26 protein-coding genes and 2 pseudogenes are annotated in these 24,493 nt (G+C 71.7%); 14 read left to right on the top strand and 14 right to left on the bottom strand.

Features of this window, described 5'->3' with window-relative positions; translation table 11 throughout:
• From ACFYTE_RS17530 to ACFYTE_RS17495, 8 genes and pseudogenes are all read left to right on the top strand, one after another.
• A complete protein-coding gene (locus ACFYTE_RS17530) occupies positions 1-807 on the top strand; it encodes an STM4013/SEN3800 family hydrolase (protein WP_388710814.1) in 807 nt (268 codons plus the stop codon).
• Positions 804-2,162 (top strand): STM4012 family radical SAM protein, encoded by a 1,359-nt coding sequence (locus tag ACFYTE_RS17525; protein ID WP_388710462.1) that lies wholly within the window; start codon positions 804-806, stop codon positions 2,160-2,162. The genes ACFYTE_RS17530 and ACFYTE_RS17525 overlap by 4 nt, the downstream gene beginning before the upstream one ends.
• A 10-nt stretch (positions 2,163-2,172) precedes the next feature.
• On the top strand, positions 2,173-3,045 hold the full coding sequence (locus ACFYTE_RS17520) for an STM4011 family radical SAM protein (protein ID WP_388710461.1): 873 nt from the start codon (positions 2,173-2,175) through the stop codon (positions 3,043-3,045).
• Between the two features lie 8 nt (positions 3,046-3,053).
• A pseudogene (locus ACFYTE_RS17515) lies at positions 3,054-3,149 on the top strand (metalloenzyme domain-containing protein); the annotation flags it as partial.
• Between the two features lie 508 nt (positions 3,150-3,657).
• Complete coding sequence (locus tag ACFYTE_RS17510; protein ID WP_388710460.1) at positions 3,658-4,041, top strand: AMP-binding protein; 384 nt, start codon at positions 3,658-3,660, stop codon at positions 4,039-4,041.
• A gap of 38 nt (positions 4,042-4,079) precedes the next feature.
• Positions 4,080-4,193, top strand: a pseudogene (locus tag ACFYTE_RS17505) (hypothetical protein); the annotation flags it as partial.
• Positions 4,194-4,501: 308 nt separating this feature from the next.
• A complete protein-coding gene (locus ACFYTE_RS17500) occupies positions 4,502-5,056 on the top strand; it encodes a hypothetical protein (RefSeq protein ID WP_388710833.1) in 555 nt (184 codons plus the stop codon).
• Between the two features lie 79 nt (positions 5,057-5,135).
• A complete protein-coding gene (locus tag ACFYTE_RS17495; RefSeq protein ID WP_388710459.1) occupies positions 5,136-5,348 on the top strand; it encodes a hypothetical protein in 213 nt (70 codons plus the stop codon).
• Positions 5,349-5,449: 101 nt separating this feature from the next.
• Here ACFYTE_RS17495 and ACFYTE_RS17490 read toward each other — a convergent pair whose 3' ends face one another.
• The 7 genes from ACFYTE_RS17490 to ACFYTE_RS17460 form a co-directional block, all read right to left on the bottom strand.
• The gene (locus ACFYTE_RS17490; RefSeq protein WP_388710458.1) at positions 5,450-6,061 is read right to left on the bottom strand and encodes a hypothetical protein; all 612 of its coding nucleotides are present in this window, start codon (positions 6,059-6,061) and stop codon (positions 5,450-5,452) included.
• A gap of 6 nt (positions 6,062-6,067) precedes the next feature.
• Complete coding sequence (locus tag ACFYTE_RS17485; protein ID WP_388710457.1) at positions 6,068-6,904, bottom strand: carbohydrate ABC transporter permease; 837 nt, start codon at positions 6,902-6,904, stop codon at positions 6,068-6,070.
• Complete coding sequence (locus ACFYTE_RS17480) at positions 6,901-7,869, bottom strand: carbohydrate ABC transporter permease (protein WP_388710455.1); 969 nt, start codon at positions 7,867-7,869, stop codon at positions 6,901-6,903. The genes ACFYTE_RS17485 and ACFYTE_RS17480 overlap by 4 nt, the downstream gene beginning before the upstream one ends.
• Positions 7,866-9,206, bottom strand: a complete 1,341-nt coding sequence (locus ACFYTE_RS17475) for an ABC transporter substrate-binding protein (protein WP_388710453.1) — start codon at positions 9,204-9,206, stop codon at positions 7,866-7,868. The genes ACFYTE_RS17480 and ACFYTE_RS17475 overlap by 4 nt, the downstream gene beginning before the upstream one ends.
• Before the next feature lie 127 nt (positions 9,207-9,333).
• Positions 9,334-10,062, bottom strand: coding sequence for a cupin domain-containing protein (locus ACFYTE_RS17470; RefSeq protein ID WP_388710451.1), 729 nt, complete (start codon positions 10,060-10,062; stop codon positions 9,334-9,336).
• The gene (locus ACFYTE_RS17465) at positions 10,056-10,979 is read right to left on the bottom strand and encodes a PmoA family protein (protein WP_388710450.1); all 924 of its coding nucleotides are present in this window, start codon (positions 10,977-10,979) and stop codon (positions 10,056-10,058) included. Before ACFYTE_RS17465 ends, ACFYTE_RS17470 begins: the two co-directional genes overlap by 7 nt.
• On the bottom strand, positions 10,976-12,124 hold the full coding sequence (locus ACFYTE_RS17460; RefSeq protein WP_388710448.1) for a Gfo/Idh/MocA family protein: 1,149 nt from the start codon (positions 12,122-12,124) through the stop codon (positions 10,976-10,978). The genes ACFYTE_RS17465 and ACFYTE_RS17460 overlap by 4 nt, the downstream gene beginning before the upstream one ends.
• A gap of 302 nt (positions 12,125-12,426) precedes the next feature.
• Between ACFYTE_RS17460 and ACFYTE_RS17455 the strand changes: the two genes are divergently transcribed.
• Entirely contained in the window at positions 12,427-13,530 is a 1,104-nt protein-coding gene (locus ACFYTE_RS17455) for a LacI family DNA-binding transcriptional regulator (RefSeq protein ID WP_388710446.1), read from the top strand.
• Positions 13,531-13,657: 127 nt separating this feature from the next.
• On the opposite strand, the gene ACFYTE_RS17450 is transcribed toward ACFYTE_RS17455, so the two are convergent.
• Together ACFYTE_RS17450 and ACFYTE_RS17445 are read right to left on the bottom strand one after the other, a co-directional pair.
• Complete coding sequence (locus ACFYTE_RS17450) at positions 13,658-14,866, bottom strand: PP2C family protein-serine/threonine phosphatase (protein WP_388710445.1); 1,209 nt, start codon at positions 14,864-14,866, stop codon at positions 13,658-13,660.
• 98 nt (positions 14,867-14,964) lie between these two features.
• Positions 14,965-15,288 (bottom strand): hypothetical protein, encoded by a 324-nt coding sequence (locus ACFYTE_RS17445; RefSeq protein WP_388710443.1) that lies wholly within the window; start codon positions 15,286-15,288, stop codon positions 14,965-14,967.
• 407 nt (positions 15,289-15,695) lie between these two features.
• Between ACFYTE_RS17445 and ACFYTE_RS17440 the strand changes: the two genes are divergently transcribed.
• Positions 15,696-16,166: a pyridoxamine 5'-phosphate oxidase family protein gene (locus ACFYTE_RS17440; protein ID WP_388710441.1), complete on the top strand. Its 471-nt coding sequence runs from the start codon at positions 15,696-15,698 to the stop codon at positions 16,164-16,166.
• Positions 16,167-16,601: 435 nt separating this feature from the next.
• Here ACFYTE_RS17440 and ACFYTE_RS17435 read toward each other — a convergent pair whose 3' ends face one another.
• On the bottom strand, positions 16,602-17,552 hold the full coding sequence (locus ACFYTE_RS17435; protein ID WP_388710439.1) for a polysaccharide pyruvyl transferase family protein: 951 nt from the start codon (positions 17,550-17,552) through the stop codon (positions 16,602-16,604).
• A 56-nt stretch (positions 17,553-17,608) separates the two neighbouring features.
• Entirely contained in the window at positions 17,609-17,803 is a 195-nt protein-coding gene (locus ACFYTE_RS17430; RefSeq protein ID WP_388710437.1) for a DUF2795 domain-containing protein, read from the bottom strand.
• Between the two features lie 328 nt (positions 17,804-18,131).
• Between ACFYTE_RS17430 and ACFYTE_RS17425 the strand changes: the two genes are divergently transcribed.
• The 3 genes from ACFYTE_RS17425 to ACFYTE_RS17415 all read left to right on the top strand — a co-directional run bounded on the left by ACFYTE_RS17425 (position 18,132) and on the right by ACFYTE_RS17415 (position 19,971).
• Complete coding sequence (locus tag ACFYTE_RS17425; RefSeq protein ID WP_388710435.1) at positions 18,132-18,953, top strand: SDR family oxidoreductase; 822 nt, start codon at positions 18,132-18,134, stop codon at positions 18,951-18,953.
• Positions 18,954-19,126: 173 nt separating this feature from the next.
• Entirely contained in the window at positions 19,127-19,777 is a 651-nt protein-coding gene (locus ACFYTE_RS17420; RefSeq protein ID WP_388710433.1) for a dienelactone hydrolase family protein, read from the top strand.
• Positions 19,778-19,809: 32 nt separating this feature from the next.
• A complete protein-coding gene (locus ACFYTE_RS17415; RefSeq protein ID WP_388710431.1) occupies positions 19,810-19,971 on the top strand; it encodes a hypothetical protein in 162 nt (53 codons plus the stop codon).
• A 108-nt stretch (positions 19,972-20,079) separates the two neighbouring features.
• On the opposite strand, the gene ACFYTE_RS17410 is transcribed toward ACFYTE_RS17415, so the two are convergent.
• Together ACFYTE_RS17410 and ACFYTE_RS17405 are read right to left on the bottom strand one after the other, a co-directional pair.
• A complete protein-coding gene (locus ACFYTE_RS17410; RefSeq protein ID WP_388710429.1) occupies positions 20,080-21,324 on the bottom strand; it encodes an MFS transporter in 1,245 nt (414 codons plus the stop codon).
• Between the two features lie 147 nt (positions 21,325-21,471).
• On the bottom strand, positions 21,472-22,674 hold the full coding sequence (locus tag ACFYTE_RS17405) for a permease (RefSeq protein WP_388710428.1): 1,203 nt from the start codon (positions 22,672-22,674) through the stop codon (positions 21,472-21,474).
• Between the two features lie 223 nt (positions 22,675-22,897).
• Between ACFYTE_RS17405 and ACFYTE_RS17400 the strand changes: the two genes are divergently transcribed.
• Positions 22,898-23,236, top strand: a complete 339-nt coding sequence (locus ACFYTE_RS17400; RefSeq protein WP_388710426.1) for a hypothetical protein — start codon at positions 22,898-22,900, stop codon at positions 23,234-23,236.
• A 606-nt stretch (positions 23,237-23,842) separates the two neighbouring features.
• Here the strand turns inward: ACFYTE_RS17400 and ACFYTE_RS17395 are convergent.
• A complete protein-coding gene (locus ACFYTE_RS17395) occupies positions 23,843-24,307 on the bottom strand; it encodes a CAP domain-containing protein (RefSeq protein WP_388710424.1) in 465 nt (154 codons plus the stop codon).
• Positions 24,308-24,493: the final 186 nt, after the last annotated feature.

Genomic DNA, 24,493 nt, shown 5'->3' with positions numbered 1-24,493 from the left:
ATGAACGAGGTCGTCGGCAGCCACGACCTCCTGCTGGTCACGCTCGACACCCTCCGCCACGACGTGGCGCAGGAGTTGGCGGCGGCCGGACGCATCCCGAACCTGGCGAGGCATCTGCCCGGCGGCGCCTGGGAGCGCCGACACGCACCGGGCAGCTTCACCTACGCCTCTCACCAGGCGATGTTCGCGGGTTTCCTGCCGACACCGGCCGCGCCGGGTCCGCATCCGCGGCTGTTCGCCGCCCGTTTCGCGGGTAGTGAGACCACGGCGAGCGGCACGTTCGTCTACGACACACCCGACCTGGTCTCGGGTCTGGCCGCCGTGGGCTACCGCACGGTCTGCATCGGCGGCGTGGGCTTCTTCAACAAGCGGGGGCCGCTCGGTTCGGTGCTGCCCGGGATGTTCCAGGAGAGCCACTGGGAGCCGGAGTTCGGGGTGACGTCCCCCATGTCGTTCGAGGCGCAGGTGGCCTGTGCCGAGAAGGTCGTCGCCGGGCTTCCGCCCGAGCAGCGGCTGTTCCTCTTCGTGAACGTGTCGGCCCTGCACCAGCCCAACTGGTTCCACCTCGACGGGGCCACCCGCGAGGCGGGCGACACGCGGGCCACCCACGCCGCGGCGCTTGAGTACGTGGACCGGCACATCGGGCGGCTCCTGGCAGCCGCCGCCGGCCGCCGCCCGTGCTTCGCCATCGTCTGCTCCGACCACGGCACCGCGTACGGCGAGGACGGCTACAGCGGCCACCGCATCGGCCATGAGGTCGTCTGGACCGTTCCCTATGCCCACTTCTTCGTCGACGAGGCCCGATGACCATCACCGAAGCGGCGCCGGCGCCCGCCGTCCGCCCCTACCAGCAGTACGTCTACGCCTATCCGCACAAGACCGCGTACCGGCCGCTGCCCCGGGAACGCGCGTCCTTGCGCGAGCTGTGGGCGGACGAGCCGAAGGGCGCCCTGTCCCTCTATGTCCACATCCCCTTCTGCGAAGTGCGCTGCGGCTTCTGCAATCTGTTCACCCGGATCGGGGCGCCGGACGGCCTGGCCGCCGCCTACCTGGACGCGTTGGAGCGTCAGGCCGGCGCGGTGCGCGAGGCGCTGGGCGGCGCGGCGCGGTTCGCCAACGCGGCCTTCGGCGGCGGAACTCCGACCTTTCTGGAGGCGGCGGAGCTGGAGCGGCTGTGCGATCTGGCCGAGCGGGGCCTGGGCGCCGATCTGACCGCCGTCCCGTTGTCGGTGGAGGCCTCGCCCGCGACGGCGACCGCCGACCGGCTGGCCGTGCTCGCCGCCCGCGGTGCCACGCGGCTGAGCCTGGGCGTGCAGAGCTTCGTCGACGCCGAGGCGCGGACGGCCGTTCGCCCGCAGCGCCGGGCGGACGTGGAAGCGGCCCTCGCCCGGATCCGCGACGCCGGCATACCCGTCCTCAACATCGACCTGATCTACGGCATCGACGGCCAGACCGAGGCGTCCTGGCGCCACTCCCTGGACGCCGCCCTCGCCTGGCAGCCGGAGGAGCTGTACCTGTACCCCCTCTATGTGCGCCCGCTCACCGGTCTCGGCCGGCGGCACGGCGGGCCGCACGGCGAGGCCGCGTGGGACGAACAGCGGCTGCGGCTGTACCGCCACGGCCGCGACCACCTGCTCGCGCGCGGCTACGAACAGGTGTCGATGCGCATGTTCCGCCGTACGGGCGCCCCCACGACCGGCGGGGAGGACTATGCATGCCAGACCGACGGCATGGTCGGACTCGGCTGCGGCGCCCGCTCCTACACGTCCACGCTGCACTATTCCTTCGACTACGCGGTGGACATGCACCGCGTACGGGGGATCATCGACGACTACGCTTCCCGCTCGGCCGACGACTTCCGGCATGCCGACTACGGCTGGGAGATGACCGCGGACGAGGCCCGGCGCCGCCATCTGCTGCAGTCGCTGCTCCAGGCCGAGGGGATGCCCGTCGCCGACTACCGGACCCGTTTCGGCAGCGCGCCCGGTGACGACTTCGCCGCCGAGCTGGACCGGTTCCGCGAGCGGGGCTGGCTGGACGACTCGGCCGGTCCGCGGCTGCTGCGGCTCTCCCCGGAGGGACTGGCCCACTCCGACGCGCTGGGTACCGAGTTGTTCTCCGCCGCGGTGCGCGAGCGCATGGCCGCCTATGAGCCGAAGTGACGGAGCCCGCATGGACCTGACCATCCTCTACCGTGGCCCGCTGGCGTCGTGCGACTACGACTGCCCGTACTGCCCGTTCGCCAAGCGCCGGGACACCCGCGCCCAACTGGCCGCGGACCGGGCCGCGCTGGAGCGCTTCGCCGCCTGGGCGGCGGCGCAGCGGGACGACCGGCTCTCCTTGCTGTTCACGCCGTGGGGTGAGGGCCTGGTGCGCTCCTGGTACCGGCGTACGCTCGTGGAACTGAGCCGGCTGCCGCAGGTCCGCCGGGTGGCGATACAGACCAATCTCAGCTGCCGTACGGACTGGCTGGCCGACGCCGACCTGGACACCCTCGCCCTGTGGTGCACCTTCCATCCCGGGCAGACACCGTACGACCGTTTCCTCGCCAAGTGTGAGGACCTGGCCGGCCGCGGGGTCCGTCACAGTGTCGGCGTCGTCGGCCTCCCCGAGCACCTGGAGCAGGCGCGCCGGCTGCGCGCGGACCTGCCCGCCCAGGTGTATCTGTGGGTCAACGCCGCCGAGGGGCACACCTACACCGATGCCGAGGCCGACCGGTGGACCGCCCTCGACCCGCTCTTCCCTTACAGCCGACACCCGCACCGCAGCGCGGGTCTGCCCTGCCGTACCGGAGAGTCCGTCATATCGGTGGACGGCGACGGCACGGTGCGACGCTGCCACTTCGTCCGGTCCGAGCTGGGCAACCTGTACGACGGCTCCTACCGGCGGGCGCTGCGGCCCCGCGTGTGCCCGCTGGCCGTCTGCGACTGCCATATCGGCTACGTCCACTTGGAGACACTGCCCCTGTACGACGTCTTCGCCGGCGGTGTCCTGGAGCGCATTCCCGCACAGTCGCGTCACAGGACCGGCGAACTGGGCCGATGATGCCGGCTACGTCGTTCGAGGCGCAGGTGGTCTGTGCCGAGAAGGTCGTCGCCGGGCTTCCGCCCGAGCAGCGGCTGTTCCTCTTCGTGAACGTGTCGGACCTGCCCGACGAGATACGCGGTGAGCGTCCGCCGGCCGGGATGCGGGCATTCGGTTCACTGATGGGTTGGCTGGCGATGGGGGCGGGACCGGCCGCGGCGGCCTGCGCGATCCGTGCGGATCTGTTGCTGTGGTGCAGCGTCTGCTCCGCACCGACCGATGCCCTGAGGGCGTCGGGCTCCCGGCTGCCCGAGCCGGTGACGGACTACTTCGAGTTGTTCCGGAATGCGCCGGACCGCTTCGTCGACGGCGCTCGCGAGGTGGCCGCCTTCGGCCTGGCTCACGGGGAGTCGCCGGCCATGGTCGAGGATGCGGTCGCCCAGGTCGAACCCGTACCGGCCGGTTTCTGTCCGCGGCCCTGGAACTGTCCCTACGAGCAAGCGGAGCATGCACACCCGGGGGCGGTCGCGGTCTGTCAGGGCCGTGAACGAGTGACCTACGGCGAACTGGAGGGGCGAGTGGGCCGGTTGGCGCTTCGAGTGGTTCGCGGCCCTGCTCAACGGGGCCCGGCTCGTGCTGGCCGAGGTGGACACTCTGCTGGCCGCCGACGCCCTGGAAGACATGCTCGGCAGCGAGCGTGTGAGTGTCATGTGGCTGAGCGCGGGCCTGTTCCACCAGATGGCCGAGGTACGTCCGGAGATGTTCGCCCGTTTGCGGTGCCTGATCGCGGGTGGGGATGCCCTTTCACCTGAGGCGGTGCGTCGGATGCTCGCCCACGGCCGACCCGGGGCGCTGGTCAACGGCTATGGCCCGACCGAGAATTCCTCACTGTCGGCGGTGCACGCGATGACCGGGCTGGGCGCCGGTGCGGAGACGATGCCGATCGGCACGCCGGTGGCCAACTCCACGGCTTACGTGGTGCGTGCGGACGGCACGGGGCAGGCATCGCCGGACTGACGGCGGCCTGGCTCCTGGACGAAGACCATGACATCACCGTGTACGAGGCCACCGACCGGCCGGGCGGCAACATCCGCACCATCCCCGTCACCACCGCCGAACACGGCACCCTCGACATCGACCTGGGCGCCCAGTTCCTCTCGCCGACCGCCTACCCCGACCACACCGCCCTGTGCCGCGCCCTGGGCATCACAGCCCACGACACCACCACGGTGCCGCTGACCACCACACTGCTGCGCGCCGGGCAGGACGAGCCGTTGCTGGTCACTCCGCACGCTCCCGGGGACGCGGAAGCCGGGCGCAAGCCGCTCGCGGGGCCGGCCTGGGAAGCCCTGGGCACCTTCCTGGCCCAGGCCGCCCGTCTCGAAGCCGAGAACGGGCCACAGACCATCACCGTCGCCGATCTCGCCATCCCCCTCGGCCTCCCCGACGACCTGTACCGGCACGCCGTCCTGGCCTGGTGTGCCTCCTTCATCGGCTGCACCCTCGATCAGGCTGCCCGGATGCCCGCCCGCGCCGCCGCGGCCTGGCCCTGCCCGCTCCCCATGCGGCCCGGCTCCTGCACCAGTGCCCGCAGCTCACCGGTGCCGCAGCCCGTCTCTCCGAATTCAGCTATGTCCCCACCACCGTGGTCCTCCACCGCGATCCCGGGCACATGCCCGCCGACCGTGCCCACTGGTCCGGCTCGAACACCACCAGTGACGGCCACTGGGCAGAAACAACCGGCTGGCTCGGGCCGCTCGTGGGCACCGATCTCTTCAAGAGCTGGATCACCCACCGCGCCCTGCCGAACGAGATCATCGCCACGGGCCACTTCCGGCAGCTCCTGCCCACCGTGCCCGGCCGCCAGGCCGCCACCCGGCTCACCGCCTGCCAAGGGCACCACGGCGTCCACTACGTCGGCAGCTATCTGGACGACGCCGACAGCCAGCAAGGAGCCGTCCGCTCCGCCATCGATGCAGTCCGCGCCCTCGCCCCCCACAGCAACCGGTTCCAGGCACTGACCACGCCGTGACCCTCGGCCTCTGTCCCCTCCACGCCTGTCCGGCCTCCTTGCCCTGCCAGGGCGCGGTCCCGAACGTAGATTCGGACATATGGACGGGGTGCCGGAGCGCATCGATCCCTCGACGGACCGGGTGGCCGCCGCGATCCTGCTCGGCTGTGCACCGCATGAGGTCGGGTACTGCCCGCGCTGCCTGGGACTCACCCACCGCTACGGCCGGAACGCGCGGGTCCTGTGCCCCGCCTGCGCCGTCATGTCCGGCGGGCAGCAGCCGGCCGGCGACGCGGTGCGGCGGGACGACTGACCGGTGCGCCCCGTCCCGCGGCCGGTGCGCGATGCGCGCAAGCCGTTCGGCTCGGGTTTCTCGTGGAGCCCTACGGGGCCGCCACGTCCGACGGCGGCGCCTCAGCTCTGTCGCTGGGGCGTCGTGGTGCGGAGGTCCACCGCGGTCGCGGCGAGCGCCACGGGGCCGGGCAGCAGCGGTGTCAGCAGGGGCATGGACCAGGCGAGAAGCGCGGCCAGGAGTACGGCGCTGCCCAGCAGGAGCGTGCCGCGCGGGTCGGCGGCCGAGCGGAGCAGTCCCTCACGTGCGGACAGCCGGTACGGGGCCGTGAGCGCGGTGGAACGCAGTCCCACGGTCACGCAGCCCAGGGTGAGCAGCACCAGCGCGGGCGCCATGACGGCGGCTCCGGGCAGTGCGCCGCGCACCAGCGCGGAATCGACGAGCAGGACGACCGCGAGCAGTGGCACGGCCAGGCCGGCGGCCAGCGAGCCCGCGCACAGGTGCGCCCGCAGATGGCCGACGTATGCGCCGATCCGGATCTGGGTGCCGGTGCCGACGGTCTCCCTGAGGGTTGCCGAGGCCGCGGAGAAGGCGGCCGGGACCGTGACGACCGGGAGACAGGCGAGGCTGGTGAGCAGGCCCACGAGCAGCATGTCGGCGAACAGGGCGAAGCCCGGGCTGAAGATCTCTCCCGCCTCCCGGCGGTCACGGGGTGGTGCGGGTGCACGGCTCATGGTGGTTCAGCCCTTCAGTCCGGTGGTGGCCATGCCCTGCACCAGGTAGCGCTGGAAGACGAAGAAGAACAGCACGATCGGCAGCACGGAGATCACCGACATCGCGAACATGGGACCGTAGGCGGAGGTGCTGGACTGGTCGACGAAGCTGCGCAGGGCGAGGGTGATGGTGAACTTCTCCGGCGCGAACAGGTAGATCATCTGGGTGAAGAAGTCGTTCCACGTCCAGATGAACGTGAAGATGGCCGTCGTGATCAGCGCGGGCCGGCTCAGCGGCAGCGTGATCGACCAGTAGGTGCGGAAGGCGCCGCAGCCGTCGATGCGTGCGGACTCCTCCAGTTCGCGTGGCAGTCCGCGCATGAACTGGACGATGAGGAAGACGAAGAACGCCTCGGTGGCGAGGAACTTCGGCAGGATCAGCGGCCAGTAGGTGTCCACCATGCCGAGCCGGTTGAAGATGATGTACTGCGGGATCAGCACGACGTGGTGCGGCAGCATCAGCGTCGCGACCATGAAGGCGAACATCGCTTTGCGCAGGCGGAAGCGCAGCCGGGCGAAGGCGTAGGCGGCCAGGGAGCAGGACAGGACGTTGCCGACGACGGCGCCTGCCGCGATCAGCAGGGTGTTGGACAGGAGGCGGGTGACGGAGATGCCCGACACGCCGTCCAGGGCGGTCGTGTAGTTGGACCACTCCAGGTGGCTGGGCCACAGGTCGAGGCTGGTCACCACCTCGTTCGCCGGCTTCAGCGAGGTCGCAAGCAGCCAGGCCAGCGGGTACAGCAGAACGAGCAGGCACACCGCCGCGACCGTGTGCGGCAGCCACCGCTTCGTGGCGATGTTCATCGCGTCTCCTCGTCCGCGTAGAAGACCCAGGACCGGGACGTCCGGAACAGGATCAGGGTGATGACGCCGATGGCGATCAGCAGCAGCCAGGCCATGGCCGCCGCATAGCCCATGTGCGAGGCGGTGAATCCGCGCTCGTACAGGTACAGCGTGTAGAACATGGTCGAGTCGGCTGGTCCGCCGTCGCCGCCGCTGATGGCGAAGGCCGGGGTGAAGACCTGGAAGGAGTTGATGATCTCCAGCACCAGATTGAAGAAGACCACCGGGGACAGCATCGGCACGGTGATGGAGACGAACTGCCGCCAGCGGCCGGCGCCGTCGAGGGCCGCCGCCTCGTAGAGATCGGGCGGGACCTGCTGCAGTCCCGCCAGGAAGATCACCATGGGCGCCCCGAACTGCCACACCGACAGCAGGACGACCGCGTACACCGCGAGGCTGGGATTGCCGACCCAGCTGCCGGTGTGGATGCCGAACGTGCCCAGGACGTCGGGGACGGAGCCGCCGTCGTTGAACAGCGCCCGCCACACCAGCGCGACGGACATGCTGGCCCCGAGCAGGGACGGCGCGTAGAACGCGGAGCGGTAGAAGGCCCGGCCCCGGGCCAGGTTCTTCAGCAGCATCGCCACGCCGAGCGCGAGGCCGAGTTTCAACGGGACGGCCACCACGACATAGAGCAGGGTGGTGCCGACCGACCTCCAGTAGCGGGGGTCCTCGGTCAGCATGTCGGTGTAGTTGCGCAGGCCCACCCAGCGCGGCGGATCGAACAGGTTGTAGTCCGTGAACGACAGGTACAGCGACACGGCCATCGGCACCAGGGTCAGCACGGCCGCGCCGATCATCCACGGTGAGAGAAACACATAGGCGGGCCACTGCCGTTCCCGAACCGGGCGGCGTCGCTCGGCGGTCGGGCGCCGGTCGGTCGTTCCGTCGGCGCGCGCGGGCGCCCTGGTCGACACTGTGCTCATGACCTCAGCTCCCGCCTGGCTTCTTCGATGAGTTCGCGCGCCGCCTGCCGCGGCGTGGCGAGGTTGAACAGCACTCGCTGGTAGGTGCGGTTGAAGGCCTTGTTGATCGCGACGTCGCCCCGCGGCGGTGCGGTCGGCGGGGCGTCGAGGCCGTACTTCTCCATCGTCCGCGCGTACTGGTAGATCTCGCGCTCCGGGCCTTCGAGCGTCTTGGCGACGCGGGCGGCGATCACACGATTGGGCGGAGTGGACCGGGTGAAGCCCAGGATGTCGCCCGCCCGGCGGTCGTTGAGGAGGAAGTCGACCAGTTCGGCGGCCTCCTTCGGGTGTGCGCTGTGGGCTCCGATGCCCAGGAGCATGCTGGGCTTGAAGTACGAGCCCTGACGGCCGTTAGTCGACGGCGTGGGCGCGAAGTGGACCCCGTCACCGAGGAGCGCCGGGTAGCCGGGGAACGGGGCGTCCCAGGTGAAGTCGGCGGCGGCGAGGCGGCGGCCCATGGGGCTGGTCTCGGTGGTCTTGGCCTGTACGGTGTCCTCGGCCGCCGCGACGGCGCCTTCCTTGCGCAGCGTGTCGCAGAACGTCCAGAACGCGGTGAGGTCGTCCTCGGTGAATCCGAGTCGGCTCTGGCCGGCGTAGAGCTGCTTGCCCCGGCTGCGCAGCCAGGTCTCGAACACGTCCTGGTTGCCGCCGCCGTCGTTCGCGCCGGTGACCGGGCGGCCGTCGGGGGCCCTCAGGCCCAGGGCGGCGATCTTCCTGTTGGCCCTCGCCCAGTCCTGCCAGGTCCAGCTCGGCTGCGGGGCGGGAATGCCGGCCTTGCGGTAGAGGGCGGAGTCGTAGGCGTATCCGGTGATGCCGCGGCCCATGGGCAGGGCGTACTGTCCGCCCTTGTAGGTGCCCGTCCGCAGGAACTGCCGGTCCATCTCCGATGTGCGGATCGTGCCGCTCGCGATGTCTTCGTCGAGCGGTCGGAGTGTGCCGCCGGCCGCGTACTGGGAGATCTGCCGGTAGTCGAGCTGGGCCACGTCGGGTATGCCGCCCCCTGCGGCCTGCGTGGCCAGTTTTTGCAGGTAGGAGCCGAACTCGCCGTTCGACGTACGGACGGTGACACCCGGGTGTTCCTTCTCGAAGAGCCGTACGGCCTTCTCGGTGCGCGCGGCACGGTCGTCGTTGCCCCACCAGGAGAACCTGAGGGTGACTCCTTCGGACGTGGTGCCGACGCTTGCGGTGGAGCACGCGCTGAGCGCGGCCGTCAGGGCGGTGCTGAGGCCGACGGCCGCCGCGGCCAGCACGGCCCGGCGGCGCGGGAGCCGGCGCCGGCCGCTTCGGGGCTCGGACATGGTGGCCCTCCAGGACAGGTACAGGAGAGGGATATGAGGAAAACGGGCCGGCACACCGGCGGGCGGCGCCGGACGCGCAGCGGGCCGGGTTGGCGGCCGAGCCCCTGCTGTCGTAGGGGCAACGGGGTCAGATGCCGGGGTAGACGTCCAGGCGGCCGCACATGCCGAAGCGTCCGCGTGCGGTGGGACCGGTCGCGGCGACCCGGGCCGCGGCGAGATGCCGCTCGTCCTTCTCGCGCAGCGCCCGGAGTTGGGTTCCGGTCGCCGTCGCGGCGGCGTGGGCGCCGGAGCGCCAGCGCTGTTCCCAGGCGTCCAGTCGGGTCCGCACCAGTGCGGCGGCCGCCCGGTGGAAGGCCGCCAGCGGCTCCGGATCGCCGTTCGCGGTGGCCTTCCGCAGTTCCTGGAAACGGCGGGTCGCCAGGTCGCGGCGGGCGCGCGCGACCTTGGCCTGCTCGGTCTCGGGAGCGTCGGCGGGGATACGGACCGCGTGCGCGTAGGTGTCGGTGTCGGTGAGGCGGTCCTGGGGCAGGGTGAGCACGGCGTCGCCCGCCTCGGGCAGGCCGCTGTTCTGCATCACCACGGTGATCTGCAGGCCGCCGTCGTTGATCAGCCGGTGGATCGTGCCGGGCGTGAACCAGGCCACCGTGCCCGGTTCCAGGGGTGTCTCCTCGTAGCCGGAGGCGGTGAGGGTCTGCACCGTTCCCCGGCCGGCCGTCACCACGTATCCCTCGCTGCACGTCAGGTGCATGTGCGGCGTGCCTCCGCCGGGCCGGCCGTCAAGGGTGGGCCAGTCGTACACGCTCAGCCGGGACACGCCGACCGCCGCGGGGAATCCGTCGTACGTCGCGCTCACCACGGCCGCCCCCGCAGCTGCGCGGCGACCCGCTCGCGGTCCCAGGCGCCGTCGGCGACGGTCACCCGGTAGCTGCGGGCCAGCGTGTCCGCGGGGGCGAGGACCAGTTCCTCGTGGAACGCCCAGGAGGGCGCGACCGCGGCGAACGGGTCGGTGCGCACGAACCAGTGGGCCGGGTGCGTCCCCTTGTCGCCCGCGTGGTCGTTGGCCGGCGCGTGCTCGAAGACGAGGGTGGCATGGCCGTCGCGCCCGTCGTGCTCACCTACGTACACCAGCCAGGGTGCCTGACTTCCCATCAGGTCGCCGCCGGTCGTCCCGGCCGTGAAGACCTGCCCGTCGCGGAAGGCGCGCGGGCCGCGCCAGAACAGCCCGGTGTATCCGGCGGCCGGACGGCCATGCGTGGTGGGGCTGCCGAAACGCAGGGGTTCGTCACGGCGGTTGGTCACGGCGGAGGTCCAGGTGAACGACCAGCTGCCGGCGTCCGGGTCGACCTCGCACACCTCGATCCGGCGCTCTTCCTCGGCCCACAGTTCACCGTCGTACGGGTGCCAGGTCAGGCGCTCGGCGATGACGACGTTGTCATCTTCGGCCGCGACCTCGGCGAAGGCGGCATGGGCCATGGAGCCCACCTTCTCGGGCAGCGCGAGGTATCCCTGCCCGTGCACATAGGTGTTGCCGCCCCACAGGTTCTGACCCGACAGATGAGAGGCCGTCAGCTGTAGCCCTTTGTGCCATCGGTGGTCGTTGGGCCGGTAGTCGGTGACGAGCGCGCCGGACAGGGTCCGGATCGGGTGGAGGTAGGGCTTGGGCGCCTCCCACGCGGCCTCGGGACGGTACACGTAGGCGAACAGCTCGGTTCCGGTGGCCTGGTGGGTCACGGTGATGCGGTCGCCGTGGGCGTGAGTGAGTGCGAGCGTCATGCGGGGGCTGCCTCCTTGCGGGCGGCGGCCGGCGCCCAGCCCTGGGCGCCGCCGTGCAGTGCGGTGTAGTAGGGATCGCCTGGGCCGATGTCCCCGGCGTGGACGGCGGCATCGGTGAACGCGGACTTGTACAGGGCGGTGATGAACTCAAGCGTGCGCCGGCCGCCGGTGCCGCTGCTGGGATGGCGCCGGCCGGCCCTGATGTCGGCGACCAGGACGCGTAGTTGGGCCACATGCGAACTGGGCTCGTCGGCGCCGAAGTCGCGCCAGGCCGCCGCGGTCTCCTCGGGGACACCGGGCGCGGGGGTGATGCGCCAGTCGGCGTTGCGGTATCCGTACAGGTGGGTCAGTTCGATCGTGGCGCGTTCGCAGTCGATGCGGATCCGGCTGACCTCGTCCGGGCTGAGCACGCTGTTGACGACGGTGCCGACGGCGCCGTTCGCGAAGCGCACCAGCGCCGTGGAGACATCCTCGGTCTCCACGGCGTGCACGAGCCGCGCCGCCATGCCCCGCACCTCGCTCCAGGGCCCCATCAGGTCCAGCAGCAGATCCGTCTGGTGGATCCCGTGCCCCATCGCCGGGCCGCCGCCTTCGGTCGCCCACCGGCCGCGCCACGGAGCCGCGTAGTAGGCGGCATCCCGGTACCAGGTGGTCTGGCAGTGGGCCACCAGCGGACGGCCTAACTCGCCGGCCCGGAGCAGCCGGCGGACATGGCGGGCACCGGAGCCGAAGCGGTGCTGGAAGACGATGGACGCGTATGCTCCCGTGCCGCCGGCCCGCTCCGCCGCCTCGATGGCGTCGAAGTCCGCCAGCGACGGGCACGGCGGTTTCTCGCACCACACCCAGGCTCCCGCCCGGAGCGCGGCCACGCACTGCTCCCGGTGCACCGCCGGAGGTGTGCACAGCACCACCAGATCCGGGCGCACCTCGGCCAGCGTCGCGTCGAGGTCCGTCGAGGCGTACGGGATCTGGGTTTCGGCGGCGAACGCACGCACCGCCCGCCCGTCGACGTCGACCGCGGCGACGACGTCCACCTCGCCTTCGCCGGCCAGCGTCCGCAGCGCGGGCAGATGGCTGGAGCGGGCGATGCCCCCGGTGCCGACCACGGCTGTGCGCAGCGGGGTGGGGGAACGATGCGGAGACATACGGATCCTCTCGTGCGGCGGACGGACGGGCCACTGCGCAGAGCGTGGGTTCGGGATGGCGGCATCGGCGCGAGCCCGCGAGCGGCGCCGTCTCGTCGGGGCGGGCGGGCTCGGCCGCCCAGGTGGGGCGGCCGTCCGAGCTGCCGCCGACGCGACCGTCGGCGTGCGGTTCCAACGTTGTAACCGTGGGGCGTCGCCAGGGTCAACCCCCTGTCAGAAAGGGATTTCCATGCGGTCCTCAGGGCTGACGCCGGTGGTGCGCTCGTGCATAATCCGGGGAACCACGGTGAGGGGGTTGGTCGGTGACAGCGGTGACACTCAAGGACGTCGCGGAGCGGGCAGGGGTGTCCATCAAGACTGTCTCCAACGTTGTACGTCATGCTCCGCGGGTGTCCGAAGCCACCCGTCGGCGGGTGATGCAGGCCGTGCACGAGCTGGGCTACCGGCCGAACCCGTCGGCACGCCGTCTGCGCACGGGGCACAGCGGTCTGATCGCCCTGGCCGTCCCGGAACTGACCATGCCCTACTTCGCGGAGCTGGCCCATCATGTGCGGGCACAGGCCGCGGCGCTGGGCCTCACCGTCCTCATCGAGGAGACCCTGGGCGACGCGACGGAGGAACTGCGCCTCGCCACCGGCATCGGCGCGTCCCTGCTGGACGGCGTGATCCTGTCACCGTTGCATGTCGCACCCGATGAACTGGCCGCTGCCGCCAACGAGTTCCCGCTCGTTCTGCTCGGCGAGCGCAGCTATGAGCGCGAGCGGGTCGTGGCCGACCACGTGCTGATCGACAACGTCGCGGCGGCGCGCGACGCCACCGCGCACCTGGTCGGTCTCGGCCGTACCCGGATCGCCGCGATCGGCGTGGACCACAAGACGTCGGAGACCAGCCGCCAGCGCCTGGAAGGCTTCCAACTCGCCCTGCACGAGGCCGGGCTGACCTATGACCCGCGGCTCGCGCCGCGCGTGCGGGAGTTCAACCGGTACAACGGACTGCGGGCGATGCGCACCCTCACGGCGCTGCCCGCGGGCGTGCGGCCCGACGCGGTCTTCTGCTTCAGCGACATGCTGGCCGTCGGCGCGCAACGCGCCTTGTACGAGGCGGGCTTGAGGATTCCCGAGGATGTCGCCGTGGTGGGCGTCGACGGCTCGGAAGAAGCGCTCTACAGCACCCCGTCCCTGACATCCGTCGTCCCCGACAAGGCCGCGATCGCCTCGCTGGCCGTGAAGTGTCTGGCGACCCGGATCCGCGCGACGCAGCCCCTGCCGTTCGAGGTCCATCTGGCCCCGCACCGGCTGGACGCGCGCGAGTCCACGGTCGGCGGACGACGGCCGTTGTCCGGGCACGCTCACCCACGCGGCGCGGCGGGGGCGGCCCGCCCCGCCCCCGGCCCCCCGGGCCTTTGAGCTGAGCGCTCCGCTGGAAATGCCGCGATGCGCCGTCGGTCGTCCGCGGCATCATCGTGGCTGGTCGCGCAGTTCCCCGCGCCCCTTCAGGGCGCTGTCGAACCGCAGTGGACTGTGCCGGACCTGCTCAGACGGCCTGTTCATGGCGTGCGTGGGCCCGTCCGTGACGGCTGGCGCCGTGCAGCAGATCGCTCAGGTGGAGATCACTGAGGTGGAGCCCGCTCAGTGCGGTGGGTGTGCGCTGGATGGCGACGATGGCCGCGTCGTCGCCGAGGGCGCCGTCGGTGTGGGAGAGGAGGTCCTGCCGGACGTGGTGGACGAGCGTCGGGGGGCTGCATTTCGCGTAGAAGGCGACCCGCTCCTCCAGGGGGTAGAAAACGCGGCCCGGGTCGCGGGCCTCGACGACGCCGTCGGTGTAGAGGAGGAGGGTGTCACCGGCGAGGAACGAGAACGCGTGCATGGTGCGGGTGTCCGGCACCAGCTCCCACGTGCCCAGGGGCGGTGCCGTGTGCGGGCTGGCGACGGACGTCACCTTGCCGTGTCGGAGCAGCAGGGGCGGCGGGTGCCCGCACACGGTCATGCGGACCACGGGGCTGTGGTCGGGGATCTCCAGCAGCAGTGCGGTGATGAAGTGCTCCTGTGCCTCCTCGTCGGCTTCGGGGAACTGTGTGAGGTAGCGGTGGACGCTGCGGTCGAGGGCGTCGGCCAGGAGCTGGAGTGTGGTGTGCTGGTGGGCGGCCTCCTGGAAGGAGCCCAGCAGCATGGCCGCCTCCCCGATCGCGGAGAGTCCCTTGCCCCTGACGTCACCGATGAGCACGCGGGTTCGTTCGGCGGTGCGTGCCACCGCATACAGATCGCCGCCGATGTGGGCCTCCTTCTCCGCGGCCAGGTAGGAGCACGCGATGTGCAAGGGGCCGAGGCGGTCGGGCAGCGGGCGCAGCAGGGCCCGTTGCGCGGCCTCGGCGACCGACCGCACCCGGGCCAGCTGCTCCTTGTGCCGGTCACGCACCCAGCACACCAGCACGGAGAAGACCGACAGGGCGGCGAGTCCGACCAGCTGGGCGACGTTGTTGGTGGTGGCCACTCCGCCGCTGCGTGCGGCCAGGAATGCCTGGGCGCCCAGGGCCAGCGCTCCGATCAGTCCGGTCAACCGGGGTCCGGCGAAGGACGTGGTGATGGCGGGGGCCGCGACGAGCAGCGGACCGAGGTGAACACGGGCCGGGGACTGGATGTCGGCCAGCATGATCGCCACAATCAGGATAAGCGGGAGCACGACCAGCGCCTGACTGGAATGCCACCGCTGCCACACACGGACGAGGTACCGCCCGACGGCCATATCTCCAATGTGCACGATCATCTGGCCGCTATCCACCGGGGAAGTCCACTGGTTTCCCCGGACCGGCCGGGCCGGATCACCGATGCCGAAGCGCCGGATCATCCATGTGTGCACAGCCACCTGATCTGGTCCGAGATCCAGCGGATCCGGGCGGCGTCACCCGCGTGCCCCTGCTGGTCGGCGCGAGGGACGATCTTGACGCCGCCGACCCGGTTCACCTGCTTGCAGATCTCCGCCCAGTGCTGGGGACCGGGGGTGCGGTCGGTGTGTGCGGAGCGGTCGGTGTGGGAGACGACCGTGGCTCCGGCGCCGGGCGCAGCCGTCGCCGCCGAGGCGGGGCCGCCGGTGGCGAGGAGTGCCGGCACGGCGACGGCCGCGGAGGCGAGTGCGATCGAGGCCCGGCGGGCGATGCTGCAGGTCATGGTGTTTCCTTAGTGCTGGTCCCCGGCCGGTGCCGGGTTGTCCGGGTGTCGGGCGGGTGGCACGGCCGGAATACGGCGTGCGAACGTCATGGGGTTCGCCGGCCGCGATCACCCGAGCGAGATCATCGGTGGAGTGAAGGTGTCGGCGTCATTGAGTCAGTCCAGCGACTCATCGGCGCCGTCGCAACCGGAGCCGGGTGGAGCGATGAGGGCGATGGCGTCCCCGCACTGTCCGTAACCGTGGTGTTCCCCTGCGTCCACGCGGTCCCGCGCTCGCCTCGGACGTGCCCCGCGGTGCCGGGCCGCCGCCCCTCGCGGCCGGTGCGGCAGAGTCCGCAGGGGTCCGTCGTGAGACGTAGGGCCGCGGCCCCATGCGCGTTTCGAACCAGCTGGCTAGGGTCGGCGCCATGCAGAACACGCGAACCGTCCCTCGCTCGGTGGCCGCACGCACACGTGAGACGCTGACGCGGCTTGCCACGGAGCGGGACATCTGGTTGGCCACCGCCCATCCCGAGCACGGGCCCCACCAGGTCCCGTTGTGGTTCTCGTGGGACGGGCAAGCGGTGTGGGTGTGCACCGGCGCGGCCTCCGCCACGGTGCGCAACGTCCGCGCGGAACCGCGGGTACGCCTGGCACTGCCGGACTCCTTCGATGTGGTGCTGCTCCTCGGAGAGGCGCGGTGCTTCTCGGACCAGGACGTGCCGGCGCAGGCGGCGGACAGGTTCGCCGAGAAGTTCGGGTGGGACCCGCGCGCGGAGGACGACGCCTTTGTCTATCTGCGTGTCGTGCCGAGGACGGTGCGTGCCTGGCGGGGCGAATCGGAGCTGTCCGGCCGGGTGATCATGCGTGAAGGGGCCTGGTCGGCGCCGCCGTCGTGAGCGTACGCCCCGCGCCGCACGGGCGCGGGATCGCCGCGAGGTGCGACGCGGCGGTCGGCGGACCAGGATGGTAGGGAATCGCCCGGCGAGAGTCTCCTCGCGCTCCCGGTGCGCGCCGCGCCGGTGAGGTGCGGGCCGCCCGGTGTGACCGGCCGAGCACGGGGAAGACCTTGGGCGCCCTCACCGTCCCCTCATCCGAAGGACACCACATGACCACCGCTTCCGTTTCCCGTCCCGCCGAGGCCTCCGGCACCTTCTTGCTCGGTGGCGATCTGCCCGTGCACCGCCTCGGCTTCGGGGCGCGCGGCCGTGCCGGCGCCATGACGTGAAGCCGGCGGCGCACAAAAGGGACCGGGCGCGTCTTCGCACGCAGCGAATGCGGGGCGGCCCCTGCGGAGCCGCCGCGTGTCACATCGTCGGCGCAGGGGTCGGCCGCTACGGGGCCAGGATCCGCAGGAGGTCGTCCGCGGTGTCCGGCGGGGCGCCCGACCGGAACCGGGAGCCGATCTGCCCGGCGAGCCGCTGCCCGGCTGTCGTGCACCACTGCCACCAGTGATCCAGCGCGGCGGCGTCGACCTGGTCGGCGGGCAGCAGCGCGGGCCAGCCGCAGGCGCGCGCCTGTGCGGTGACCTTGGCGCCGCCCGCGACGGGGTCGACGGCCAGTGCGGGAACGCCCGCGCGCAGCGCGAGTACCAGCCCGTGCAGGCGGTCGGTGACGACCATGTCGCAGCGGGAGACCACCGTCTCCAGCTGGGCCGGCGTGGTGCTCAGCCGCCAGTCGTGGCTGTCCAGCCGGGTCTCCAGCTCAAGGCGCGCACAGTCCCGTCCGGACAGCCACCGTGTCACCTGCCGGGCGACCCGCCCGTGCCGCCGACGCGGTCCGTACTCCCCCTGGCCGTGCGTGAGGATCACCGCGACCAGCGGGAGGGCGTGCGCGGACGGCGCCCGGGCCGCCAGGTCCAGCGTCGGAGCCGTGCCCGGAGCGTCCCTCGCCAGCACATGGTGGAAGCCGTCCAGGGCGGGGCTCCGGGCGTCGAGGACCGAGGTGCCCACGGCGATGCGGACACAGTGCGGGAAGCGCAGGTGCAGCTGCTCGATCTGCGGTCCGTGCAGGGGTCCGCAGACGAAGACCAGGTGCGAGTAGGCATCGGGCCGTACGTGCGTGAGCGACGGGCCTTCCGGGCGGAATCCGGGACTCCAGGCGATGTCGTGGTCCCATCCGGCGCGCCGTAGCTCGTCCCGTACCCGGTCCAGAGCCAGCAGGTCCCCGGCCGTGGCCTCGCCCTCCAGAAAGCTGAACCACCCCGTCAGGAGAATCCGCCGTCGCCGCTCCACGGCGTCCGGGTGCCCTGCGCAAGGCGCGGCAATCACCGCGGAAGCGCACATCAGGCCTGCGGGACCGGCGATCACGCGGGCGCGAGCCGGTCCCCGGGGCGTAGTCCCTATTCGCTGCCGAAGACTGCCTTCTGCACGTCGTTGGGACCGTCGAACCGGCGGGTCCCGGCGTGCGAGAGCTTGTCCACGATCTTGTCATCCGCGCCGTTGCTCCTGGCCAGCGAGACGAGATCGTCACGGCTTGCCGGGTAGTCGGCGCCCTTCAGGGCCTTTTGAAGATCGATCGGGCTCATCTCGGCCATGGCGGCCTCCTGCCTGCGTCGGCGCAGTCGACCTGCGCGTGAAGTCGTCGAGTACCCCGCGAGCGGCGAGGTGTTGCGCGTCGCCGGGAAAGACATGTGCGGCTGCCGTCGGCCGCCCTGTGCCGTGCTGCGACGCGGACCGCCCTGTGTGGTGGGCGGCGTGACGGGTACGCGGTGCCCGAGATCCGGGGAGCCGTGCGGCGGGAACGCCGGAAGTGAGTGACATCGCCGGGGACGAGGGCGGTGCCGTTGCGGCCCGTGCCCGGCCCTGCCTGCGGCCTGCGGCACGACGCCGGATCACGCATCGGACGCGACACCTGGAGCCCTCATGGCACCGCATGAAGACGCCCCCGCCCCTCGTACCGCCCCCGTGGCCCTGGTCACCGGATCCGATTCCGGCATCGGCCGTGCCACCGCCGTCCGGCTGGCGGCGGACGGTCTGGACGTCGGCATCACCTGGCACCGCGATCACGAAGGGGCACAGCGGACGGCGGACGAGGTACGCGCGCGAGGACGCCGTGCCGCGGTCGAGCACCTGGACCTCACCCGGCTCCCGGATGCCGCCGGGGTCATCGACCTGCTGGCGGAGCAGCTGGGCAGGGTCGACGTCCTGGTCAACAACGCGGGGACCGGCACCATGACGCCGTTCCTCGATCTGGCCCTCGACACCGTGCACGAGGTCATCGAGGTGGACCTGGTGGGGCCGTTCCTGTGCGGTCAGCGCGCCGCTCAGCGCATGATCGCGCAGGGCGACGGAGGCCGGATCATCAACGTCACCAGCGTCCACGAACACCAGCCGCGGGTGGGCGCGGCGCCCTACTGTGCGGCCAAGGGCGGGCTCGGGCTGCTCACCCAGGTCATGGCCCTGGAGCTGGCCGAACACGGGATCACCGCCAATGCCGTCGCGCCGGGTGAGATCGCCACGCCGATGACCGGCCAGGAGGACACCGATGTCACCGCCGAGCGGCGGCCCGGCGTGCCGTTGGGCCGCCCCGGCGACGCCCGTGAGGTCGCCGCGGTGATCGCCTTCCTCGCGAGTCCGGCCGCCTCCTATGTCACGGGTGCCTCCTGGGTGGTGGACGGTGGGATGCTGCGGATGGGGCCGCAGGCCGGCAGCCACCTGCCCGACGATCGCTGGCGGAGTCCCTGAGCCGGGTGGGAACGGCGCGGCACGGGGGCGACGGGCGGGGCGTGCCGGTGCCGAGCACAACCCGCGAAGGACCGGCCGCCTCGGAGGTAGGCCCGGGACTTGCCGGGGTACGCGGTACGGGACATCCCCGTCGCAGCGATCCGCAGGCGGCACAGGGGGAAGAAGGTGACGCGATGATCTCCGAGATGGTCATGCTGCCCACCAGTGACGCCACGCTCCCCGGCGACCTCGTTGTGCCGACACCGGCACGGGCGGTGGTGCTCTTCGCACACGGCAGCGGCAGTTCCCGGCACAGCTCGCGCAACCGGAGGGTGGCCGCCGAGTTGCGTACCGCCCGCCTGGGCACGCTGCTGATGGATCTGCTCAGCGAACGGGAGGAGCGGCACGACGCGCTGACCGCCGAGCATCGCTTCGACATCGGGCTCCTGGGCCGGCGGCTCGTGGTCGCGATCGACTGGCTGCGGGAGCAGCCCGACACCCGCGGTCTGCCCGTCGTGCTGTTCGGTGCCAGTACGGGCGCGGCCGCCGCACTGGTGGCCGCGGCCGAACGGCCGGACCGCGTGCTGACCGTGGTGTCGCGAGGCGGCCGGCCCGACCTCGCGGGCGACGCCCTGGAGCGGGTGGCGGCCCCGGTACTGCTCATCGTCGGTGGGCAGGACCAGCAGGTGCTGGAACTCAACAAGGAAGCGGCCCGGCGGCTCGTGGCCCCGCATGCGCTGCGCGTCGTTCCGGGCGCGACCCACTTGTTCGAAGAACCCGGCGCCCTGGAAGAGGTCGCCGTAACGGCCAGACAGTGGTGCGAGGCCCGACTGCGCTCCGGGTGAGGTTCGAAACAGCGCCCCGAAGGGGCGTGGGGTTGTATCGATATGCGGCTCCGCCGCGATGGGGGTCCCCCACATCCGTCACGGCCCGCGTCGGCCTGCCTGGGGACGTCGCCTCGGCCGCGGTGTTCCTGATGACCGACGGCTACGCCACCGGCTCGGTGGTCGACGTGGACGGCTGCGTGCAACTCACCTGATCCGCGCGGTCGCCGCCGCTCTCGCGCCGCGACGGGAGCGCCCGGACCGGGGTGCGGCGCCGGCGGTACGGGGCCGACGGCGGCGAACGCCGCGGGGCGCGCCGCGTGTCATGGAAGGCTCACGGCCGGTTCCCCGCTGGTCCGGCGGGCGTTCACGCGGAGCGGGAGCAGCAGCGGGGTGGCCAGGAGGAGGATTCCGGCGGCCGCGATCGCGGTGCGGGGGCCGGTGAGAGCGGCCAGCAGACCCCACACGGCGGTCAGGGCCGCGATGGCGGCGCTGGTGCTCACCGACCACGCGGACAGCGTGCGGGCGACCCGGTCCGCCGGCGTGTGGTCGAGCCGGTAGGTGGCCAGCACCGGGTTGAACAGCCCGCAGCAGGTGACCAGGCCGAACTGGACGACGATGATCAGCACGAGCCCGGGAACACCGGGCCGGACGAACGCCAGTCCGACGGGCCAGCAGGCCCGCAGCACCCCGGATGTGAGCAGCACCTTGCGCTGCCCGAACCGTGCCACGAGCCGGCGCGCCAGCCGCGAGCCGACGAGGCCGCCGACGCACGGAGCCGCGAACGCGAGACCGTACTGCCAGGGCGCGAACCCGAGCGGGCCCAGCAGGAGTACGGCGAGCAGCGGCTCCGACGCCATGATCAGTCCGTTGACCACCATCGCGTTGAGCAACAGCGGGCGCAGCCCGGGGTGGGTGAGGATGTGACGCCAGCCCTCCAGCAGATCGCCCGCCCGCAGCCGCGGTGCACCGGTCGGCCGGGGGCGTGGCTCCTTCCCGCCGATGGCGCGGATGCCCAGTGCCGAGAGCAGGTAGCTGAGCCCATCGGCCGTCACGGTCGTCATCGGCCCGAACAGCCCGATCGCCGCGCCGCCGAGCGGTGGTCCGACCGTCGTCGCGCTCCATGTCGTGGACTCGAAACGGGCGTTGGCGACGAGCAGGTCCTCCGGTGGCAGCAACGCCTTCAGGAACGCTCCGCCGGCCGCGTTGAAGGCGATGGTGGCCGCGGCGACGACGACGGAGACGACAAGGAGTTGAGCGAAACCGAGCCGGCCGAACGCGAACGCGGCCGGGACGCTCATCAGCGCCGCGAACCGGGTCAGGTCCATCGCGATCATGACGGGCCGCTTGCGGCGGAACTCCACCCATGGTCCGAGCGGCACCGCGACCAGGGCCCCCACCGCCCGCCCCGCGGCGGACAGTGCCGCCACCTGGGCCGGCCCGGAGTGCAGCACGAGGACCGCAATCAGGGCGAACGCGCCGAACCCGAACCCCGAACCGTACGAGCTGACCGCGTAGGCCGTCCACAGCCATCGAAACCGCCGCCCCAGCGCCCGCCCACCCGGCATGCCCCACTCACCTCTCGCCGACCCGAACACCATCCGCTGTCCGCCCGCATCAAAGCGAGGACCACGCCGTCGGATCAAACAACCTGTCGTCCGGCACGCCACAACCATGTGTTGTGCCGCCTGCGCCGGGCTGCCGCAGGGCCCTGCTCAGCGGGGTTCGTCGGGGGCGTCCCCCGCGGGGGATCCGTGCCGTCCCCGGCCGGCGGCGGCATGGCCGGTGTCGGGTGAACCGCCCATCATGCGGAGCATGGTGGGGCCGCCGGTCCGTACGAACCGCGCCACGAGCAGGGCGGCCAGGGCGAGGAAGACGATGTTGAGCCACGTGGTGTAGTTCCATCGGACGCCTTCCATCGGGACCTTCGCGGCCGCCTGGTCGGGAACGAGGCCGAGGCCGCCGAAGGCGAACTCCACGGCGTATCCCGCGAGGACCATCGCGAGGTAGAAGGTGACCAGGAGGAAGGCGGCCGTCTTCGCGCCGTAGTACTTCCGGTAGATGTTGAGGATCGGCAGGATCAGCAGGTCGGCGAAGATGAACGCCACCACGCCGCCGAAGCTGATCCCTCCCTTCCACAGCACCACCGCCAGCGGCACATTGCCGATCGAGCACACGAACGACACCATCGCCACCAGCGGGCCGACGACGGGTCCCCACAGCTTGGCGGCGAGCGGGTGGCCGTCGAAGAAGAAGGCGCGCCAGAACGAGTCCGGGACCCAGGCGGCGATGGCGCCGGCGATGAGCAGGCCGACGATGAGATCGCGCAGGATCGCCGCCCATTCCATGACGAACACATGGCTGGTGGCGGTGAATCCCTCACGGGAGAGCAGGCGGCGGGTGAAGGAGCCTTCGCGCCGGACGGACATGTCCATCGCGGCATGGCCCTCCATCGACCCGGCGAGCCCCCGATTCGCCTGCCGTCGGGCCCGGCGCAGCAGTTCCTCGCGCAGGAACAGCCGGAACAGCACGGCCAGCAGGACGATCATGACGGGGCCACCGACGAACTCGGCGACGGTGAACTGCCAGCCCATCAGCAGCGCGAGAATGACGCCGAGTTCCACGACGAGGTTGGTGGAGGCGATCTCGAAGGCCATCGCGGCGGTGAAGTTCGCTCCCTTGCAAAACAACGCGCGGGCCAGCGCCACCGCGGCGTAGGAGCAGGACGAGGACGCCACGCCCAGGCCCGCCGCGACGGCGAGGGTGCGGGGCCGGTCGTCACCGAGCAGGGAGACGACGGTGGACTTGCGGACCACGGCCTGGACGACGGCGGACAGGGCGAAGCCGAGGATCAGTGCCCAGGTGATCTCCCAGGTCATGGACCCGGTGATCGACAGTGCGTGCAGTACGGCATGCATGTGTGAAGCCTCCCCTCCGAGATCGACGTACGGAGGCGGACACGCCCTCGCCGTCAGAGCCGGTTCGGCCACCGGGTGCGACCACGCATCGGTCCGCCGGGTTCGGCGAAGCGCGCACCGAAGGGCGCGGGGGCGGGAACTCGCCGGGGGCGGCGGTCGGGTGCGCGGGCTTCACTCGTCCGATGGAATGCGCACACAGTAGCGGGACGGTTACGCTGCGTACGTGATCGGTTGGGGTAGCGGAGCGCATCGCACGGCCGCGCGGAGAGCCGTCCTGGTTCTGGCCTCCGTGCTGCTCGCGCTGTGCGCCGCGCTCGTGGCCGAGCACACCGGCGAGGTCGAAGTGACGGAGAGTGTCGCCTGCGTGCTCGACACGAGGAAGCCGCTCGCCGTCGACGGCGTGGAACGCCCCGGCCGTAAGGCCCAGAAGCTCGCCGCGCTCTGTCCGTCCTTCCCCGCCGAGCGTCCCGGGGACGCACAGCGGGTTTCCGCCGCCTGGCCACTGCCGGAGCGGGCGATCCCCTCGACTGCCGGCGCTTCTTGCGTCGTCCTGCGCTGCTGAGAGGAACCACGGTGTCGGCTCCGGTGCCCGCGTGGCACAGGAGGACACCGCTCGCGCCTCCCTCTTCGCTCACCAACGCAGCAGGAGCAGTCATGCCGGCCGACCCCGGTCGCGCGCTGGAAGGATATCTGCGCGCCCTGAGTTACCGTACGCCTCCCCGAGAACCCGAACCCGCCCCGATCCTCGAAGGCACCATCGGGGCGGTGCCCGCCGCGGAGCCGGTGACACGGCAAGAGCCCGACGCCGCCACCCCGCCTCGGCCATGTCCCGCCGACGGCCCCCGCCACCCCGGCCTGTTCGCCCGGCTTCGGGCCCTGTGCGGGCGGCGGATGGGGCCGCCCCAGCGAGCACGCTCGTAACGCGTCACAGGCGCATCACCCGGTCACGGGCGGGGATCGGGTGTCCGACCGGTCACCGGCCGCTCCCGTCCGGGCCATGACCGCAACCCCCGAAGGGGTGCGCCCGGAGAACCCGGCCGCACCCCTTCGGCGGTTGTCGCCGCACCGGTGCCCTCGAAGCGATCGCGGAGGCCGGCATCCACGAGACGCTGTCCAAAGTGGCCGCGCCGCTTGCCCGTTGACCCTCTCGCCCGGATCGAACCGGGTGTCATCGGGCGGCGAAGTCCTGTACCCACATGCGGTGGCCGGGCGGCCCCTGCACGGCGATGCCGGTGTCACGGTAGGCGCAGTTGAGGATGTTGGCCCGGTGTTCCGGGCTGCGCAGCCATCCTTGGGCGGCCTCTTGGGCATCGTGCGGGCCGAGGAAGATGTTCTCGCCGGCCCGGTGCCAGCGGTACCCGGCCGACCGAATGCGCTCCCCCGGGTCGGATCCGTCCGAGCCGGTATGGGAGTAGCGCTCGTGGCGGACCAGATCACGGGCATGTCGGCGGGCCGCGCGGCCGACTGCCGGACTCAACCGGAGCGGGCCGCACCCGGCCTTCGCCCGGGCGGCGTTGGTGAGATCCAGAATGCGTGTGGCCGCGTCGCTGACGTGCGGCTGCGCGGTCGCGGCGTGCCCGTCGGTGAGCAAGGAAGTCAGCACCAGGAGGAGAACAGCGGCCGTCCGTCGCATAGAGGCTCCTTTCTAGGATGGGCCCGGAACACCACCGGCCACACCAGCACCCTCAGACTCACGACTATCGAAAGTAACGTCAACGCTACTCTTCGTAGCTAACAGGGGATTGAGTAGCTCGCAGCGTCACGGGAACTTCGGGGGGACACATTTCACTCCCAGATTGCAACTGCACGCCCCCGGCCG

The sequence above is a fragment of the Streptomyces sp. NPDC004629 genome, from assembly GCF_042873595.1.
Lineage (GTDB): Bacteria > Actinomycetota > Actinomycetes > Streptomycetales > Streptomycetaceae > Streptomyces.
Note: the sequence above shows the minus strand (reverse complement) of the source record. Positions and strands in the feature narration are given on the sequence as shown.

Excerpts from the sequence above, each read along its gene's own strand:
- ACFYTE_RS17405 (WP_388710428.1), bottom strand. The coding sequence starts at position 22,674 with ATGCATGCCGTACTGCACGCACTGTCGATCACCGGGTCCATGACCTGG.
- ACFYTE_RS17460 (WP_388710448.1), bottom strand. The coding sequence starts at position 12,124 with ATGTCTCCGCATCGTTCCCCCACCCCGCTGCGCACAGCCGTGGTCGGC.
- ACFYTE_RS17465 (WP_388710450.1), bottom strand. The coding sequence starts at position 10,979 with ATGACGCTCGCACTCACTCACGCCCACGGCGACCGCATCACCGTGACC.
- ACFYTE_RS17430 (WP_388710437.1), bottom strand. The coding sequence starts at position 17,803 with ATGGCCGAGATGAGCCCGATCGATCTTCAAAAGGCCCTGAAGGGCGCC.
- ACFYTE_RS17440 (WP_388710441.1), top strand. The coding sequence starts at position 15,696 with ATGCAGAACACGCGAACCGTCCCTCGCTCGGTGGCCGCACGCACACGT.
- ACFYTE_RS17480 (WP_388710455.1), bottom strand. The coding sequence starts at position 7,869 with ATGAGCACAGTGTCGACCAGGGCGCCCGCGCGCGCCGACGGAACGACC.
- ACFYTE_RS17475 (WP_388710453.1), bottom strand. The coding sequence starts at position 9,206 with ATGTCCGAGCCCCGAAGCGGCCGGCGCCGGCTCCCGCGCCGCCGGGCC.
- ACFYTE_RS17485 (WP_388710457.1), bottom strand. The coding sequence starts at position 6,904 with ATGAACATCGCCACGAAGCGGTGGCTGCCGCACACGGTCGCGGCGGTG.
- ACFYTE_RS17445 (WP_388710443.1), bottom strand. The coding sequence starts at position 15,288 with ATGACCTGCAGCATCGCCCGCCGGGCCTCGATCGCACTCGCCTCCGCG.
- ACFYTE_RS17425 (WP_388710435.1), top strand. The coding sequence starts at position 18,132 with ATGGCACCGCATGAAGACGCCCCCGCCCCTCGTACCGCCCCCGTGGCC.
- ACFYTE_RS17520 (WP_388710461.1), top strand. The coding sequence starts at position 2,173 with ATGGACCTGACCATCCTCTACCGTGGCCCGCTGGCGTCGTGCGACTAC.
- ACFYTE_RS17525 (WP_388710462.1), top strand. The coding sequence starts at position 804 with ATGACCATCACCGAAGCGGCGCCGGCGCCCGCCGTCCGCCCCTACCAG.
- ACFYTE_RS17490 (WP_388710458.1), bottom strand. The coding sequence starts at position 6,061 with ATGAGCCGTGCACCCGCACCACCCCGTGACCGCCGGGAGGCGGGAGAG.
- ACFYTE_RS17395 (WP_388710424.1), bottom strand. The coding sequence starts at position 24,307 with ATGCGACGGACGGCCGCTGTTCTCCTCCTGGTGCTGACTTCCTTGCTC.
- ACFYTE_RS17420 (WP_388710433.1), top strand. The coding sequence starts at position 19,127 with ATGATCTCCGAGATGGTCATGCTGCCCACCAGTGACGCCACGCTCCCC.
- ACFYTE_RS17495 (WP_388710459.1), top strand. The coding sequence starts at position 5,136 with ATGGACGGGGTGCCGGAGCGCATCGATCCCTCGACGGACCGGGTGGCC.
- ACFYTE_RS17410 (WP_388710429.1), bottom strand. The coding sequence starts at position 21,324 with ATGCCGGGTGGGCGGGCGCTGGGGCGGCGGTTTCGATGGCTGTGGACG.
- ACFYTE_RS17530 (WP_388710814.1), top strand. The coding sequence starts at position 1 with ATGAACGAGGTCGTCGGCAGCCACGACCTCCTGCTGGTCACGCTCGAC.
- ACFYTE_RS17435 (WP_388710439.1), bottom strand. The coding sequence starts at position 17,552 with ATGTGCGCTTCCGCGGTGATTGCCGCGCCTTGCGCAGGGCACCCGGAC.
- ACFYTE_RS17450 (WP_388710445.1), bottom strand. The coding sequence starts at position 14,866 with ATGGCCGTCGGGCGGTACCTCGTCCGTGTGTGGCAGCGGTGGCATTCC.